Below are 16,325 nucleotides of genomic sequence, written 5' to 3'. Positions count from 1 at the left end.
ACCACCAACGGCTCCTGCCCCGGACGACCACGCCGCACGGGATCAGTCCTGGCCGTACCGCGGGTCCACCGACTCCGGGGCCAGCCCGAGCAGTTCGGCGACCTGCTCGACCACCACCTCATGGACCAGCAGCGCGCGCTCGTCGCGGCTCTTGGTGCGGATCTCCACCGGCCTGCGGTAGATCACGATCCGGTCGCGATATCCGCCGCCGGCCGGCAGTACCCGGCCCAGCGGTACGGTCTCGCCGTCCGTGTCCGCATCCGGCCATCCGTCCGGGCCGAAACCGGGCACCTCCAGGACCATGAAGTCGACCTCCGAGAGCTGCGGCCAGCGCCGCTCCAGGCGGTCCCGGGAGTCATAGACAAGATCTACGAAGGCGTCGGCGCGGCTCACCGACAGCGGCACCTGCGGAGGCGCGATCGGGCCGCGCATGCCGCGGCCGTGCCGGTCGCGGCGGCGCGGCCGCGGCTCCGACGGTCGGGGAGGTACGGGGCTGTCCATCAGCATCGAGCGTAACCGTCACGGGCCAGGTGGCACCGTGAAGCGCAACAAGACGCACGATGTCGCCGAGTGACCGGTCCGCTCCGCGTTCCGTTCGTTTGCCTCCCCCTATGGGATCGCGGATCGCCCGCAGAATGACATGAATTGCGCCGACTGATGGCGTCTTCCGTGCCGCGCGCCGCCCGTCCCGGCCTGCCCGCTCCGGCGCGATGTCGCAGCAGCGCGAAGCGCTTCCACTCGGGGCGGTGGCGGGCGACGGGAGGGCGGGTGCAGGTCAGACGCATCGGACGAAGCGGGACGACACGGTTGGGTGAGCCGGGGGAGAGTCGTCGCGGCCCGGTCAAGAGTGCGGTACCGTCCAACGTCGTGAGCCCTGTACGTCGCTGTTCGCGCACTGCGTGCGGCCGCCCCGCCGTCGCAACGCTGACGTACGTCTATGCGGATTCGACCGCCGTGCTCGGGCCGCTCGCCACCTACGCCGAGCCACACTGCTACGACCTGTGCGCCGAGCACTCCGAGCGGCTGACCGCGCCCCGCGGCTGGGAAGTCGTCCGCCTCGCCATCGACTCCGGCCCCGCCCAGCCCAGCGGCGACGACCTCGAAGCGCTCGCCAATGCCGTGCGCGAGGCCGCCCGGCCCCAGGAGCGGGCCGACGGACCGCAGACCGGCGGTCCCACCGGGCGCGACGGCCGGCCCATGGAGGTCGCCCGCCGCGGCCATCTGCGGGTGCTGCGCTCGCCCGACTCCTGAGCACCGGGCTCGCCCGACTCCTGAGCACCGCTCGCCCGTCTCCTGAGCACCGGCCCGATCCGGCACCGCGCCGGAAACTCTTCGCGATCAGTCGATGACGGAGCATTGACGCCGGCTTGGCGCGGACACGACCATGCCTCCACTCCCGCGTGATCCGCTTTCGCATCGTGGAACCCAGATCGTGCAACCCAGATCGCGGAACAGACGACGGGAGCCGCCCACGCCGGGAGGCCCTGTGTACGTCCAACAGCTGGAGCCCATAGCCGACTCGCTCGCCCTGTCCGCCCTCGTCGCCGCCCTCCCCCTGCTCACCGTCCTCGTGCTGCTCGGCGCCGTACGGATGCGCGCCCATCTCGCCGGCCTCATCGGCCTCGCCGCCGCCGTCGCGGTCGCCTGCCTCGGCTACGGCATGCCGGCCGGCCAGACGCTCTCCAGTGCCGCCCAGGGCGCCGTCTTCGGCCTCTTCCCCATCCTGTGGATCGTCGTCAACGCCCTGTGGATCTACCGGATGACGGTCCGCACCCGGCACTTCGACGTCCTGCGCCGCTCCTTCTCCCGGCTCTCCGCCGACCCCCGCATCCAGGCCCTCGTCATCGCCTTCTGCTTCGGCGCCCTGCTCGAGGCGCTGGCCGGGTTCGGGGCACCGGTCGCGATCAGCGCGGTGATGCTCGTCGCGCTCGGCTTCGACCCGGTCAAGGCCGCGATCGTCGCGCTGGTCGCCAACACCGCACCGGTCGCCTTCGGCGCCATGGGCACCCCGGTCGTCACCCTCGCCCAGGTCACCGGGCTGCCACTGGACTCCGTCGCCTCCGTGGTGGGCCGTCAGACCCCGCTGCTGGCACTGCTCGTGCCGCTGCTGCTGACCGTCCTGGTCGACGGGCGGCGCGGCCTGCGCGAGACCTGGGTGCCCGCCCTCGCCTGCGGAGCCGCCTTCGCCGCCGTCCAGTTCCTCGCCGCCAACTTCGTCTCGGCGCAGCTCGCCGACATCGGGGCGGCGCTGGCGGGCGCCGCGGCCCTGGTCGCCGTGCCGAGCGCCCGCAGACCGGCCGCCGAGCCGGTACGCGCCGCGGTGCTCACCGGCGCCCGCAGCCAGGACCTGGACGTACGCGACGAACGCCGCGAGGTCCTCCGCGCCTACGCGCCCTACACCCTGATCGTCGTGATCTTCTCGCTCGCCCAGATCCCGCCGGTCAAGGACCTGCTGGCACAAGCGACCCGGACCTTCGACTGGCCGTTCCTGGACGTCGCGGGCCCCGACGGCACACCCGTGGGCGGCAATGTCTTCTCCCTGCCGCTGATCGCGACCGGCGGCACCCTGGTGCTGCTGGCCGGCCTCCTCACCGCCCCGGTCCTCGGCGTACGGGCCGGCGCCGCCGTACGGGAATGGGCCGCCACCGTCCACGAGTTGCGCCGCGCCGTGCTCACCGTGACCTCCGTGCTGGCCCTCGCCTACGTCATGAACCTCTCCGGACAGGCCGCCACCATCGGCCACTTCGTCGCCGCGGCCGGCGCCGGGCTCGCCTTCCTCTCACCCGCCCTGGGCTGGTTCGGCGTCGCCGTCTCCGGCTCCGACACCTCCGCCAACGCGCTCTTCGGCGCCCTCCAGGTCACCGCCGCCCAGCAGTCCGGACTCTCCCCCGAACTCCTCGCCGCGGCCAACAGCTCCGGCGGCGTGCTCGGCAAGATGATCTCGCCGCAGAACCTGACGATCGCCTGCGCGGCCGTCGGCCTCGCGGGACGGGAAGGGGATCTGCTGCGCAAGGTACTGCCGTGGAGCCTGGGACTGCTGCTGGTGATGTGCCTGATCGTGGTCGCCCAGAGCACCGCCGTACTGGGCTGGATGCTGCCGTGAGCGGCGGCCGGAACGCCGTGTCCCGGCACCGGCCGGTTCCCGGCCTCCGCACAGGACGGGCGGGTAGGTTGGGGACTCCGTAGCGACTCAGCAACCCAGGAGGGCCGGCTGTGACTGATCTGTCGCAGATCGTCAAGGCGTACGACGTGCGCGGAGTGGTCCCCGACCAGTGGGACGAGACGCTGGCCGAGCTGTTCGGCGCGGCCTTCGTCCAGGTCACCGGAGCGGACGCCATCGTCACCGGGCACGATATGCGGCCCTCCTCGCCCGGCCTCTCCCGCGCCTTCGCCCGCGGCGCGGCCGCCCGCGGCGCCGACGTCACCGAGATCGGGCTCTGCTCGACCGACGAGCTCTACTACGCCAGCGGCGCGCTGAGCCTGCCCGGCGCGATGTTCACCGCCTCCCACAACCCGGCTCAGTACAACGGCATCAAGATGTGCCGGGCGGGCGCCGCACCCGTCGGCCAGGACACCGGCCTGGCCGACATCCGCGCGCTCGTGGAGGAGTGGACCAAGACCGGCGCCCCCGAGCCCGTGGCCGCCACCGGAGCCGTCACCCAGCGCGACGTCCTCGCCGACTACGCCGCCCATCTGCGCGGCCTCGTGGACCTGACCGGCATCCGCCCGCTGAAGATCGTCGTCGACGCGGGCAACGGCATGGGCGGCCACACCGTCCCCACCGTCTTCGAGGGCCTGCCCCTCGAACTGGACTCCCTGTACTTCGAGTTGGACGGCTCCTTCCCCAACCACGAAGCCAACCCGCTGGACCCGAAGAACATCGTCGACCTCCAGGCCCGGGTCCGCGAGACCGGCGCCGACCTCGGCATCGCCTTCGACGGCGACGCCGACCGCTGCTTCGTCGTCGACGAGAACGGCGACCCCGTCTCCCCGTCCGCGATCACCGCCCTGGTCGCCGCCCGCGAACTCGCCAAGCACCCCGGCGGCACGATCATCCACAACTGCATCACCTCCTGGTCGGTCCCCGAGGTCGTCAAGGAGAACGGCGGCAAGGCGGTCCGCACCCGGGTGGGCCACTCCTTCATCAAGGCGGAGATGGCCAGGACCGGCGCGATCTTCGGCGGCGAGCACTCCGCGCACTACTACTTCCGCGACTTCTGGAACGCCGACACCGGCATGCTCGCCGCCCTGCACGTCCTCGCCGCCCTCGGCGGCCAGCAGGGCCCGCTCTCGCAGCTCGTCGCCCAGTACGACCGCTACGCGGCCTCCGGCGAGATCAACAGCACCGTCGACGACCAGACCGGCCGCCTCGCCGCCGTCCGGGCCGCCTACGAGAAGCGGGAGGGCGTCACCATCGACGAGCTCGACGGCCTGACCGTCAGCGCCGACGACTGGTGGTTCAACGTCCGCCCCTCCAACACCGAGCCCCTGCTCCGCCTGAACGCCGAAGCCCGCGACGCCGCCACCGTCGACCGGGTCCGCGACGAGGTCCTGTCGATCATCCGCGCCTAGCACCTGTCCGGTGGATCATGGCCGGGGCCCAGAGGGGTGGCGGCCGCACCGCCGCCACCCCCGCCCACCGCCGTACATCTCCTCCGAGCAGGACCTCGCCCCCCGTACGGCGGTACGCTGGCACAGCCGCAGTCACCCCGAAGGAGCGCCCCCCATGCCGGTCGAAGCCAGCTTGATCGAGATCCTCGCCTGCCCGGCGTGCCACGCCCCGCTCGAGGACCGCACCGCGGCCCACCCGTCTCCCGCCACCACCCCGGCCGGAGACCCTACGGGTCGCGTGTCTGACTCCGCCGAGCTGACCTGCACCTCCGCCGACTGCGGTCTCGCCTACCCCGTCCGGGACGGCATCCCCGTACTCCTCGTCGACGAGGCCCGCCGCCCCGCCTGACCCGGGAAGCGCCGGGCCCGCCCCGGCGCCGCCCGGCGATCCCCCGCCCGTACCGGCGAACGGAGGCCGCGCACACCATGCTCGACGAGTCGCTCCTGGACACTCCTGAGGCGCTGTCCGGCGCCGACCGTTACGGACTGCTGCGCGGCGTAGCCGAATCCGGCGCCCGGGTCCGTACCGCCGCCCGCAGCGCCGCCGAGGCCGGCATCCCCGACCTGACGCCCGACGGACGGCCACGCGCCGTCCTCGTCGCCGGACCGGGCCCGGCCGCCTCCACCATCGCCGAACTCCTCAGCGCCCTCGGCGGCGGCAGCGCCCCGGTCACCCTCATCCCGCCCACCGGCGTGGCCCCGCTGCCCGGCGCCCTGCGCTGGACGCTGCCCGGCTGGACCGGCCCCCTGGACCTGCTGCTGCTCGCCGGCCCCGACGGCTCCGACCCCGGCCTCGCCGAGCTGGTCGAGCAGGCCTACCGCCGTGGCTGCGCGGTCGTCGCCGTCACCCCGGCCGGCGGCCCGCTCGCCGACGCCGTCACCCAGGCCCGCGGCCTCACCGTCCCGCTAGCCACCACCCCGTACGACGCCGAATTCGACGTCGAGGGCGCGCCCCCGGCCGCCCCCGGCACCCTCTGGTCGCTGCTGATCCCGCTGCTCGCGCTCGCCGACCGGATCGGCCTGCTCAGCGCGCCCCCCGAGGAGCTCGGCCGCCTCGCCGACCACCTCGACCAGCTCGCCGAACGCTGCGGCCCGGCCATCGCCACCTACACCAACCCGGCCAAGACCCTGGCCGCCGACCTCGCCGAGGCACTGCCGCTGATCTGGACGGAAGGCACCGTCGCCGGAGCCGTCGGCCGGCACTTCGCCACCGTCCTCGCGGGACTCGCGGGCCTGCCCGCGCTCGCCGCCGAGCTGCCCGAGGCGCTCACCACCCACCGCCCGCTGCTGGCCGGCTCGCTGGCCGCCGGCGCCGATCCGGACGACTTCTTCCGCGACCGCGTCGAGCAGCCCGCCGCCCTGCACGCCAGGATCCTGCTGCTGCGCGACCGGCGGGAGCCGGGGGCGCACTCCGCCACCCGCGCCGCCAACGAGCTCGCCGACGAAAGCGAGACCGCCCTCACCGAGCTCCAGCCGGAGAGCGGCACCGAACTGGAAAGCGCCACGGAACTGCTCGCCATCACGGATTTCGCCGCCGTTTACCTGGCGCTCGCCGACACCGAGTGATCATGGGGTGGGCCACGCGGCCCGACCAGCCACCGGCACGTACGACACCTCAGGAAGCAGCAGCTCCATGGACCGCCTCGCCAACACCGTGCGCCCCTACGCCTGGGGCTCCGCCACCGCCATCCCGGAGCTCCTCGGCGTCGCGCCGACCGGCGCACCGCAGGCCGAGATGTGGATGGGCGCCCACCCCGGCGCCCCCTCCCGTATCGACCGCGGCGCCGGCCCCATCTCCCTGGCCGAGGTGATCGACGCCGCCCCCGAGACCGAACTGGGCGCCGACACCGTCCGGGCCTTCGGCCCCCGGCTGCCGTTCCTGCTCAAACTGCTCGCGGCCGGCTCCCCGCTCTCCCTCCAGGTCCACCCCGACCTCGCCCAGGCGCAGGAAGGTTTCGCCGACGAGGAGCGGCGCGGCGTCCCGATAGCCGCCGGCCACCGCAACTACAAGGACGCCAACCACAAGCCCGAGCTGATCGTCGCGCTCACCCCCTTCGACGGCCTGTGCGGCTTCCGGCACCCGGCCCAGGCCGCCGACCTCCTGGACGGCCTGGGCACCGACGACCTCAAGCCGTACGTCGACATCCTGCGCGCCGGCCCCGAGGAAGCCGCGCTGCGCGAGGTGCTGACCGCCGTCCTGAGCGCCGAGCACGGCGCGATGGCCGACACCGTCGAACGCGCCGCCGCAGCGGCCGGACAGCTCGGCGACCAGGAAGGCCCGCACGCCGCCGACTATGCCGCGTACGCCGGCATCGCCCACCACTACCCGGGCGACCCCGGCGTCATCGCCGCCATGCTCCTCAACCACGTCCAACTCCAGCCCGGCGAAGCCCTGTTCCTCGGCGCCGGCATCCCGCACGCCTACCTGAACGGCCTCGGCGTCGAGCTGATGGCCAACTCCGACAACGTCCTGCGCTGCGGCCTCACCCCCAAGCACGTCGACGTCCCCGAACTGCTGCGCATCGTCCGGTTCGAAGCCGGCGACCCGGGCGTCCTGCGCCCCGAGGCGGTCGACGGCGAGGAGGTCTACGAGACCCCGATCGACGAATTCCGGCTCTCCCGCTTCGCCCTCGCCCCCGGGGCCGCGCCCCGCCCGCTGGACCCCCGTACGCCACAGGTCCTGCTGTGCACGGCGGGCACCGTCCGCCTGGAGAGCGACACCTCACAGGACCTGACCCTCACCCCCGGCGCATCGGCCTTCGTCCCGGCCGGCGAACGGATCACCCTCTCCGGAGAGGGCACCCTCTTCCGCGCTACGGTCGTGGCCTAGGGCCTGTCGTCAAACTCCCGTTCGCCCGAAGGGCGGGCCCCGCGGCGTCTGGTACGTGCGATCGCAAGGCGGAGGGCCGCCCCGATACTGGGCGTATCGGGGCGAGCCCGACAACGCAGCGAGCGTGCGTGCCAGGCGTCGCGGGGCAGGCGGGAGTTTGACGACAGGCTCTAGGAGCGCCGCCGGGACGGCCGCATGTCGGCCTCCTGGCACCGCCCCCGCGCCGGGCTGCAACAATGACCGCCGCACGGCATTAAAGGGGCGGTAAAGCGGTAGCGCTCCGTCGACGGAAGGGACACGCGGCACACATGAGCGCATCAGGCGGGACAAAGGCGATCGTTGCGGCGCTGGGCGCCAACCTGGCGATCGCCGTAGCGAAGTTCGTGGCCTTCGCCTTCAGCGGCTCGTCCTCGATGCTCGCCGAAGGAGTGCACTCCATCGCGGACTCCGGCAATCAGGGCCTGCTGCTGCTCGGCGGCAAGAAGGCCCAGCGCGCGGCGACCGCGGAACACCCCTTCGGCTACGGCCGCGAGCGCTACATCTACGGCTTCCTGGTCTCCATCGTCCTGTTCACCATCGGCGGCGTCTTCGCGCTCTACGAGGGCTACGAGAAGATCCACGACCCGCATCCGCTGGACAACTGGTTCTGGCCGGTCGGCGTGCTGATCTTCGCCGTCATTGCCGAGGGCTTCTCCTTCCGCACCGCCATCAAGGAGTCCAACGAGCTGCGCGGCCGGCAGACCTGGGGCCAGTTCATCCGCCGCGCCAAGGCCCCCGAGCTGCCGGTCGTCCTCCTGGAGGACTTCGGCGCGCTGGTCGGTCTGGTCCTCGCGCTCGGCGGCGTCGGCCTCACCCTCGCCACCGGCGACGGCGTCTGGGACGGCGTCGGCACCATGTGCATCGGCGCGCTGCTGGTCGTGATCGCCTTGGTCCTGGCCGCCGAGACCAAGTCGCTGCTGCTGGGCGAGGCGGCCGGCCCCGAGCAGGTCGCCAAGATCCGCGAGGCGATCGTCGACGGCGACGTCGTCACCCGCGTCATCCACATGCGCACCCTCCACCTCGGTCCCGAGGAACTGCTGGTCGCCGCCAAGATCGCGGTCGAGCACGACGACACCGCCACCGAGATCGCCAGGGCCATCGACGCGGCCGAGGCCCGCATCCGCGAGGCCGTACCGATCGCCCGCGTCATCTACCTCGAGCCCGACATCTACAACGAGGCCACGGCCGCCGCCGGCCCCGCCCCGGAAGCAACACCGGGCGGCCACTGAACCACCCCCGCCCCGTAAGCACATGGGCCCCCGCACTCCTGGCGAGCGCGGGGGCCCTTCGCCGCACTGCGCACGGTGCCATCGGGGGCCGGACCAGCGCCTTGCCGATCAGGCGGGGAGGCGCGGGGGAGACCTCTTGGACGTGCCGGCTATGCGGGGGCGAGGAGTTCCTCCTCAAGGACGCGCCACGTTGCGGCGAGCCACGGAATTCCCCCACCCGGACCCGCCGCATCCAGGCGCCCCACGGGAATACCCCCCAGACCCCGCCGCGTTGTGGACCCGCAGGGGGCCCTCGCACCCCCTACGGGATCTGTTCGCCCACCCCCTAGTGGATCTCGCCCAGGACGCGCAGCACCGCCGCCTCGTCCTCCGCCGCCTGGAGCCGCGCCCGGAAGTCCGTATCCATCAGCTTCCGCGACAGCATCGCCAGGATCCGCAGATGCTCGTCCCCGGCCGCCGCCTCCGGCACCGCGATCAGAAACACCAGCCTGGCCAGGGTCCCGTCCAGCGAACCCCAGTCGATGCCCTCCGCGGACCGCGCAAACGCGACGACCGGCGCCGTCACCGCATCCGTCTTGGCATGCGGAATCGCGATCTCCTCGCCGAGCCCGGTGGTCCCCTGCGCCTCCCGGGCCAGCGCGACCCGTACGAGCTCCGCGGCATCCGTCACCTTGCCCGTATTGGCCGCAAGTTCAGCCATCTCGCGGATGGCCGCCTCCTTGCCGGCGGCCGCCAGGCGGGTCTTGACGGTCTCTCGGGTCAGGTACCCGGAGAGGACTTCGGACGCGTCGTCGTCCCCGGTACGAGAACCCGCCGGGGCACCGGAACCCGCCGGGGCACCGGAAGCCCCGCCACCGGAAGCCCTGGCCCCCGCCGTTACGCCCCTGGCCCCCGCCGTTACGCCCCCGGCCCCCGCCGTTACGGCCCCAGCCCCGACCCCCGCTGGAGCCGGCGCCGGCGCCGGCACCGGCTCTGCCACCAACGGCCGAGCGGGCACCGCCGCCGTGGCCCGCCCCTTCCGCCGCTCCGCACGATCCACCAACGCGACCGTCGCCAGCGCCGTCACCGCCGCCCCGGCCAGCACGGCGACAAAGAACATCGGCACCCCGGCGACCGCGCCCAGCACCGCCACGATCGGCCCGCCGTGCGGCACCGCGTCCGACACCCCGGCCATTCCCGCGATCGCACCGGCCACCGCGCCACCGAGCATGTTCGCCGGAATCACCTGCGCGGGCCGCGCCGCCGCGAACGGGATCGCGCCCTCGGAAATCCCGAACAGCCCCATGAACAGCGAGGCCATCCCGGTCTCCCGCTCCTGCTCCGTATACAGCCGCCGGCGGATCAGCGTGGCCAGCCCCTGCCCCAGCGGCATGACCGGAATCGCGGCGGCACACATGCCCATCACCGTCTGGTTGCCGGACGCGATCAGCCCCGAACCGAACAGAAACGCCGTCTTGTTGACCGGTCCGCCCATATCGAACGCGATCATCAGCCCGAGGATCGCGCCGAGCACGATCGCGCTGGTCCCGGTCATTCCGCTGAGCCAGCCCGTGAGATGCGTGAACACCCACGAGATCGGCTTGCCGAGCACGTAGATGAAGAAGAGCCCGAGCGCCGACGCCGCCACGATCGGGATCACGATGATCGGCATGATCGGCTGGACGAACCGGGGGACCCTGACCTTCTTGATCCACACGACCAGATAGCCGGCGAGGAAGCCGGTCACGATCCCGCCGATGAAGCCGGCACCGGCGCCCTTCATCCCGTACAGCTCGCCGTGGGTGGCGATCCAGCCGCCGATCATGCCCGGTACGAGCGCGGGCCGGTCCCCGATCGCGTACGCGATGTAGCCGGACAGGATCGGCACCATCATCGTGAACCCGATGGTCCCGATGTTGTTGACGTCCGCCCAGAACGACCCCGGCGGGATCTGCAGCCCTTCCGGCGTCGGATGGCCGCCCAGCGCCAGCGATATCGCGATCAGCAGTCCGCCGACCACCACGAACGGGATCATGTAACTGACCCCGTTCATCAGCGCCTTGTACCCGACGCTTCGCTCCTTGCCGCCGCCACCGCTCTCCGGGGCCGCCGCACCGCCTCCCTCGTACACCGGCGCACTCCGCACCCGCTCGATCAGCTGCTCGGGATGGTGGATGCCCTCGGCGACCCCGACGGCCAGGACCCGCTTGCCGGCGAACCGCCCGCGGTCCACATCCTTGTCCGCGGCGATGATCACCGCATCCGCCTCTCTGACATCGTTGTCAGAGAGAACATTCTCAGCCCCGATGGAGCCCTGGGTCTCCACCTTGATCTCATGCCCGAGGGATTGCGCGGCCTGCGTCAGCTTCTCCGCGGCCATATACGTGTGGGCGATACCGGTGGGGCAGGCGGTCACTGCGAGCAGCTTCAGCCCCTGCCCGCTCTTCCCCGCGCCCTCGGGGGGATCGGCTGGACTCGTCGTCACGTGTTTCTCCTTACGAACGTACGCGCGGCCGTACAGGCGTTCTCGTGCTCCCGCGCTCCGGGCATCCTGCAGCACGCGGAACCGCAGTCAAAGCCCCCAGGCCCCGTCTCCATGCCACGTACCGCGGCGACACCGGGAACCCGCGGCGCCCCCCGCCATGGCCGAGACCGCACGGAAGCGGCCCTCATCGGCCCATCCGGGCTGGGGTTCACTGGGCCGATCGGTGTAGATTCGTGACCAGTGCCAGACGTCGCTGCTGATGGCGGTCGGGCGGCCCGCCCCGCGGACCGGCCGAGGGAGAGAGGGCCTCCGACGGACTGCGCTGCGGCCAGGGGGAGAGGTGTGTGCGCTTCCGCGTACGCTCCTGCCTGCCCGCGCCGCAGACTGCCCAGCCCCAAAACCACGCGACGCTCGAGGAGCAGCCCGCATGACGACAGCAGCCACCGGCCAGGACTTCAAGGTCGCCGACCTGTCCCTTGCCGCCTTCGGCCGTAAGGAGATCACCCTCGCCGAGCATGAGATGCCCGGTCTGATGGCGATCCGTAAGGAGTACGCCGCCACCCAGCCGCTGGCCGGCGCCCGGGTGACCGGTTCGCTGCACATGACCGTGCAGACGGCCGTCCTGATCGAGACCCTGGTGGCGCTCGGCGCCGAGGTCCGCTGGGCGTCGTGCAACATCTTCTCCACCCAGGACCACGCCGCGGCGGCCATCGCGGTGGGCCCGAACGGCACCCCCGAAGCTCCCCAGGGCATCCCGGTCTTCGCCTGGAAGGGCGAGAGCCTGGAGGAGTACTGGTGGTGCACGGAGCAGGCGCTGACCTGGCCCAACTCGCCCACCGGCGGCCCGAACATGATCCTGGACGACGGCGGCGACGCCACGCTCCTGGTCCACAAGGGCGTCGAGTACGAGAAGGCCGGCAAGGTCCCCGCCATCGAGACCGCCGAGAGCGACGAGCACCGCTCCATCCTGGAGCTGCTCACCCGCACCCTGGCGGAGAGCCCCGAGAAGTGGACGAAGCTGGCCTCGGAGATCCGTGGTGTGACGGAGGAGACCACCACCGGTGTGCACCGTCTGTACGAGATGCACCGTGACGGCGACCTCCTCTTCCCGGCGATCAACGTGAATGACGCCGTGACCAAGTCGAAGTTCGACAACAAGTACGGCTGCCGGCACTCCCTGATCGACGGCATCAACCGCGCCACCGATGTCCTGATCGGCGGCAAGACCGCCGTGGTCTGCGGCTACGGCGATGTCGGCAAGGGCTGCGCGGAGTCCCTGCGCGGCCAGGGTGCCCGGGTGATCATCACCGAGATCGACCCGATCTGCGCCCTGCAGGCGGCGATGGACGGCTACCAGGTCACCACCCTCGAGGACGTCGTCGAGACCGCCGACATCTTCGTGACCACGACCGGCAACAAGGACATCATCATGGCGTCGCACATGGCGCGGATGAAGCACCAGGCGATCGTCGGCAACATCGGTCACTTCGACAATGAGATCGACATGGCCGGCCTGGCCACGCTCCCCGGCATCGTCAAGGACGAGGTCAAGCCCCAGGTCCACACCTGGACCCACCCGGACGGCAAGGTCCTGATCGTGCTGTCCGAGGGCCGCCTGCTCAACCTCGGCAACGCCACCGGCCACCCCTCGTTCGTGATGTCCAACTCCTTCGCGGACCAGACCCTGGCCCAGATCGAGCTGTTCACCAAGCCCGAGGAGTACCCGACCGACGTCTACGTGCTCCCCAAGCACCTCGACGAGAAGGTCGCCCGCCTCCACCTCAACGCCCTCGGCGTCAAGCTCACCGAGCTGCGCCCGGAGCAGGCCGCCTACATCGGTGTCCAGGTCGAGGGCCCGTACAAGCCCGACCACTACCGCTACTGAGCCGACCGCTGATCCCCAGCGATCAGCGACTGGCAACCACCAGCAGCCGGTGAACCCCGGAAGCCAGGCCCTCGCCTCTCGCGGCGGGGGCCTGGTCCGTAAGGGGCCCGCCCCAGGCCCACCGAGCTCATCCCCCACCGGCCCGCCCGAAGGACTGCAAGCCCCATGCCCCGCGGCCACTACTCCCTCCACGACCCGCACGATCACACCCCCCTCGGTGAAGAGCACTTCCACTGCGCCACCGGCCCCTCCGGCTGGCGCTATGTCTCGCAGATCACCACCCCCTCCGGCGATCACGCCGGCTCCGTCGACCTCACCCTCGACGAGCTCGGCCGACCCCTCCGCCTCGAACTCCACGCTTCCGCCTGGCAGGTCCGCGGCGCCGCCCTGGAAGGCGTCACCTGGGTGCGCACCGACCCCACCGGCGAACACGCCACCGAAGGCAACGTTCCCGCCCACGCCTTCACCGGCGCGTCCCCCGCATTCCTCGTCGCCACCGCCCGGCTGCTCCGCCCCGCCCTCGGCGCCGGAGCCGTCCGCACCCGCCTCGTGGCCTTCACGCCCCCCGTCCTCGCCCCCCGCACGCTCGACCAGTCCTGGGCCCTGCGATCCAGCACACCACACGCCACTGACAACGCCCCGCTGATCGCCGACGAATACCAGGTCAACGACCTGGAAACCGGTGAACAGCACACCGTCCACATCGCCGGCGACGTCGTCCTCTCCGCCCCCGGCATCGAACTCGAATCCCTCGAATCCCCACCGTCGGCGTTCCCGTAAAACCCTCGTACGAGCCCGTCCCCGGTGCCCCGCCGCCCCCTCAGGCAGGCGGCGCAAACCCCGTACGCGATGCCTCACCGGCCCCGTCGGCCCCGCCCGTTCCCGCCACCGGCTCCATACGCCCGGCCCCGCCCCCGGCCACCGGCGGTCCGTCGGCCGCCGACGCGCTGCCTCCGGGCGCCGCCCACCGCCCCCCGCCAGCTGCATCACCTGCGCGCACCGAGGACGCCCCCGCCGAGACCGCTGCCGTGACCCCCGCCGGAGCCGCCGAGTCCCCCTCACCCGGTACCGGCCAAGACGCCCCGAACGCCCGCTGTGCCTCGCGTGCCTGCCGCTCACCCATCACCGCGGACAGATAGGCCGCCGGATGCACCCCCGCCGGCGCCGTCACCCCCGTGAACCCCCGAAGGTCCTCGGCAAGCCGCCCGGCCATCGCCCCGCCGACCTGCGGATCCAGCTGCCCCATCCGCGCGAGGTACTGCCGCACGGTCAGCCACCACCGGTCCGGCACCCGCGACAGATCCAGCCCCTCGACCTCCGCCGCCAGCCACGCATCCGGCGGCGGCAACGCCACGCCCGGCTCCTCCACCGGAATCCGCTCCCGTACGACGAGAGTCCCGGCGAACACGTCCCCCACCCGACGCCCCCGCGCCGACACCAGCGACGCGATGGACGCCACCACACCCATCGTCAGCACGATCTCGATGGCCCCCATGGCACCCCGCACCAACGCATGCCGGAACCGGATCGGCCCCCCGTCCTCCCGCACCACCCGCAGCCCGCAGATCAGCTTCCCCAGCGACCGCCCATGGCTCAGCGTCTCGATCACAATCGGTATCCCGACCTGCACCAGAATGAACGCCGCCACCGATGCCGCCGCCAGCGCGGCACTGTCCAGCGACGACATCGCGCCCACCAGGACCAGCGACACCGCTATATACGTCCCCCAGGCCACGGCCAGATCCACCAGCACCGCCAGCCCCCGACTCGGCAACCTCGCCGGCCGCAGCCCCAGCACCACTGCTTCACCCGTTACGAGCTCACTCACCGCGCCCCACTCCTCTCAACTCCCGCCCGCCCCACGCCGGTCACGCCCAGTCTGCCAAGCTGGCCGCACACCAGCTCACGGCGCTACGAGGAGCGAGACCGACACATGGACCTCGATGTCTTCATCACGGCACACAGCGCCGAATGGGACCGCCTCGAATCCCTCCTCCAGCGCAAGCGCCGTCTCACCGGCACCGAGGCCGACGAACTCGTAGCCCTCTACCAACGCACCACCACCCACCTCTCCCTCCTCCTCTCCAGCGCCCCCGACCCCGCGCTGACCGGCCGCCTCACCTCCCTGGTGGCCCGCGCCCGCAGCGCGGTGACCGGCGCCCGCAAGGCCTCCTGGCGCGACGCCGCCCGCTTCTTCACCACGGGGTTCCCGGCGGCGGTCTACCGCCTCCGCCACTGGTGGATCCCCACCGCGGTGCTCTCCACCGCCGTCGCCGCCCTCCTCGGCTGGTGGATCGCCACACACCCCGAGGTCCAGGCCACCATCGGCGCCCCGGAGGACCTCCGCGCCATGACCCGCCCCGGTGGCGAGTACGAGACGTACTACTCCAGCCACCCCGCGGCATCCTTCGCCGCCCAGGTATGGACGAACAACGCCCAGGCCGTAGCCCTGTGCCTCGTCCTCGGTGCCTTCGCCTGCATCCCTGTCCTCTGGATCCTCTTCCAGAACATGCTCAACCTGGGCGCAGGCATCGGCCTGATGTCCTCGGCAGGCCGCCTCGACACCTTCCTCGGCCTGATCCTCCCGCACGGCCTCCTCGAACTGACCGCCGTCTTCATCGCCGCAGGCATCGGCCTACGCCTCGGCTGGACCCTCATCGACCCGGGCCCCCGCCCCCGCCGCACGGCCCTGGCCGAGGAGGGCCGCTCCGCACTGGGCGTCGCCATCGGCCTCGCCGCCGTCCTCTTCATATCCGGCGCTCTGGAAGGCTTCGTCACCCCCTCAGGCCTGCCCACCTGGGCCCGCATCACCATCGGCGCCACCGCCGAGCTGGCCTTCCTCCTGTACGTCTACGTCCTGGGCGGCCGCGCCATACGCGCCGGCGAGACCGGCGACCTCGCCCCCACCGACCGCGAAGCCGGTCTGCCGACCGCCGCCTGATGTGCGTCCAGGGCCGCTGACCTGCTAATCTCCTCTTCGCCCCAGAAACCCATTGACATGGGTGGCAGGGGGAGGTAGATTCAAACGGTTGCCACGAACTAGACAGGTTCGACCGCAACGGTTAGTCTCTTCTCCGCTTCGGCCGGAAAATCAATACGGCGAGGCGCTCCGATCATTTACCGGAAGTCCGGTCGATTAATTCGACCGATCATCTTCTGCTAAAGTCGGAAGAGCCGAAAGGCAGCCCCCTCCGACGGGGAATCGGAACCGAAATTCGACCGGAAACGGCGAGGCCCGGATCTGATAAAGTCGGAAAGGCCGGAAAG

General features: G+C 71.9%; 13 protein-coding genes. 10 read left to right on the top strand and 3 right to left on the bottom strand.

Going from position 1 to position 16,325, the window contains the following annotated elements; translation table 11 throughout:
• Window positions 1–42: 42 nt before the first annotated feature.
• Window positions 43–501 carry a metallopeptidase family protein gene (locus ACZ4S3_RS25920; protein ID WP_467938099.1) on the bottom strand — a complete coding sequence of 153 codons (459 nt, stop codon included), beginning with the start codon at window positions 499–501 and terminating at the stop codon, window positions 43–45.
• 306 nt (window positions 502–807) lie between these two features.
• Here ACZ4S3_RS25920 and ACZ4S3_RS25915 point away from each other — a divergent pair, with 306 nt between their 5' ends.
• The 7 genes from ACZ4S3_RS25915 (at window position 808) to ACZ4S3_RS25885 (ending at window position 8,709) form a co-directional block, all read left to right on the top strand.
• Window positions 808–1,251 (top strand): DUF3499 domain-containing protein, encoded by a 444-nt coding sequence (locus ACZ4S3_RS25915; RefSeq protein WP_467938097.1) that lies wholly within the window; start codon window positions 808–810, stop codon window positions 1,249–1,251.
• A 235-nt stretch (window positions 1,252–1,486) separates the two neighbouring features.
• Entirely contained in the window at window positions 1,487–3,103 is a 1,617-nt protein-coding gene (locus ACZ4S3_RS25910; protein ID WP_467938095.1) for an L-lactate permease, read from the top strand.
• 110 nt (window positions 3,104–3,213) lie between these two features.
• A complete protein-coding gene (locus ACZ4S3_RS25905) occupies window positions 3,214–4,572 on the top strand; it encodes a phosphomannomutase/phosphoglucomutase (protein WP_467938094.1) in 1,359 nt (452 codons plus the stop codon).
• Window positions 4,573–4,726: 154 nt separating this feature from the next.
• Window positions 4,727–4,960, top strand: a complete 234-nt coding sequence (locus ACZ4S3_RS25900) for a Trm112 family protein (RefSeq protein WP_467938093.1) — start codon at window positions 4,727–4,729, stop codon at window positions 4,958–4,960.
• Between the two features lie 77 nt (window positions 4,961–5,037).
• On the top strand, window positions 5,038–6,177 hold the full coding sequence (locus tag ACZ4S3_RS25895; protein ID WP_467938092.1) for an SIS domain-containing protein: 1,140 nt from the start codon (window positions 5,038–5,040) through the stop codon (window positions 6,175–6,177).
• Between the two features lie 67 nt (window positions 6,178–6,244).
• Window positions 6,245–7,441: a mannose-6-phosphate isomerase, class I gene (manA, locus tag ACZ4S3_RS25890; protein WP_467938090.1), complete on the top strand. Its 1,197-nt coding sequence runs from the start codon at window positions 6,245–6,247 to the stop codon at window positions 7,439–7,441.
• Window positions 7,442–7,749: 308 nt separating this feature from the next.
• A complete protein-coding gene (locus ACZ4S3_RS25885; protein ID WP_467938088.1) occupies window positions 7,750–8,709 on the top strand; it encodes a cation diffusion facilitator family transporter in 960 nt (319 codons plus the stop codon).
• 325 nt (window positions 8,710–9,034) lie between these two features.
• On the opposite strand, the gene ACZ4S3_RS25880 is transcribed toward ACZ4S3_RS25885, so the two are convergent.
• On the bottom strand, window positions 9,035–11,104 hold the full coding sequence (locus ACZ4S3_RS25880) for a fructose-specific PTS transporter subunit EIIC (protein WP_467938511.1): 2,070 nt from the start codon (window positions 11,102–11,104) through the stop codon (window positions 9,035–9,037).
• 496 nt (window positions 11,105–11,600) lie between these two features.
• Between ACZ4S3_RS25880 and ahcY the strand changes: the two genes are divergently transcribed.
• Together ahcY and ACZ4S3_RS25870 are read left to right on the top strand one after the other, a co-directional pair.
• Window positions 11,601–13,058, top strand: coding sequence for an adenosylhomocysteinase (ahcY, locus tag ACZ4S3_RS25875; RefSeq protein WP_467938086.1), 1,458 nt, complete (start codon window positions 11,601–11,603; stop codon window positions 13,056–13,058).
• 165 nt (window positions 13,059–13,223) lie between these two features.
• Window positions 13,224–13,838, top strand: coding sequence for a hypothetical protein (locus ACZ4S3_RS25870; protein WP_467938084.1), 615 nt, complete (start codon window positions 13,224–13,226; stop codon window positions 13,836–13,838).
• Window positions 13,839–13,878: 40 nt separating this feature from the next.
• Here the strand turns inward: ACZ4S3_RS25870 and ACZ4S3_RS25865 are convergent, their stop codons facing one another.
• The gene (locus tag ACZ4S3_RS25865) at window positions 13,879–14,886 is read right to left on the bottom strand and encodes an RDD family protein (protein WP_467938082.1); all 1,008 of its coding nucleotides are present in this window, start codon (window positions 14,884–14,886) and stop codon (window positions 13,879–13,881) included.
• 105 nt (window positions 14,887–14,991) lie between these two features.
• Here ACZ4S3_RS25865 and ACZ4S3_RS25860 point away from each other — a divergent pair, with 105 nt between their 5' ends.
• On the top strand, window positions 14,992–15,999 hold the full coding sequence (locus ACZ4S3_RS25860) for a stage II sporulation protein M (RefSeq protein WP_467938080.1): 1,008 nt from the start codon (window positions 14,992–14,994) through the stop codon (window positions 15,997–15,999).
• The last annotated feature ends 326 nt before the right edge of the window (window positions 16,000–16,325 follow it).

The sequence above is a fragment of the Streptomyces sp. NPDC028368 genome, from assembly GCF_055565615.1.
Note: the sequence above shows the minus strand (reverse complement) of the source record. Positions and strands in the feature narration are given on the sequence as shown.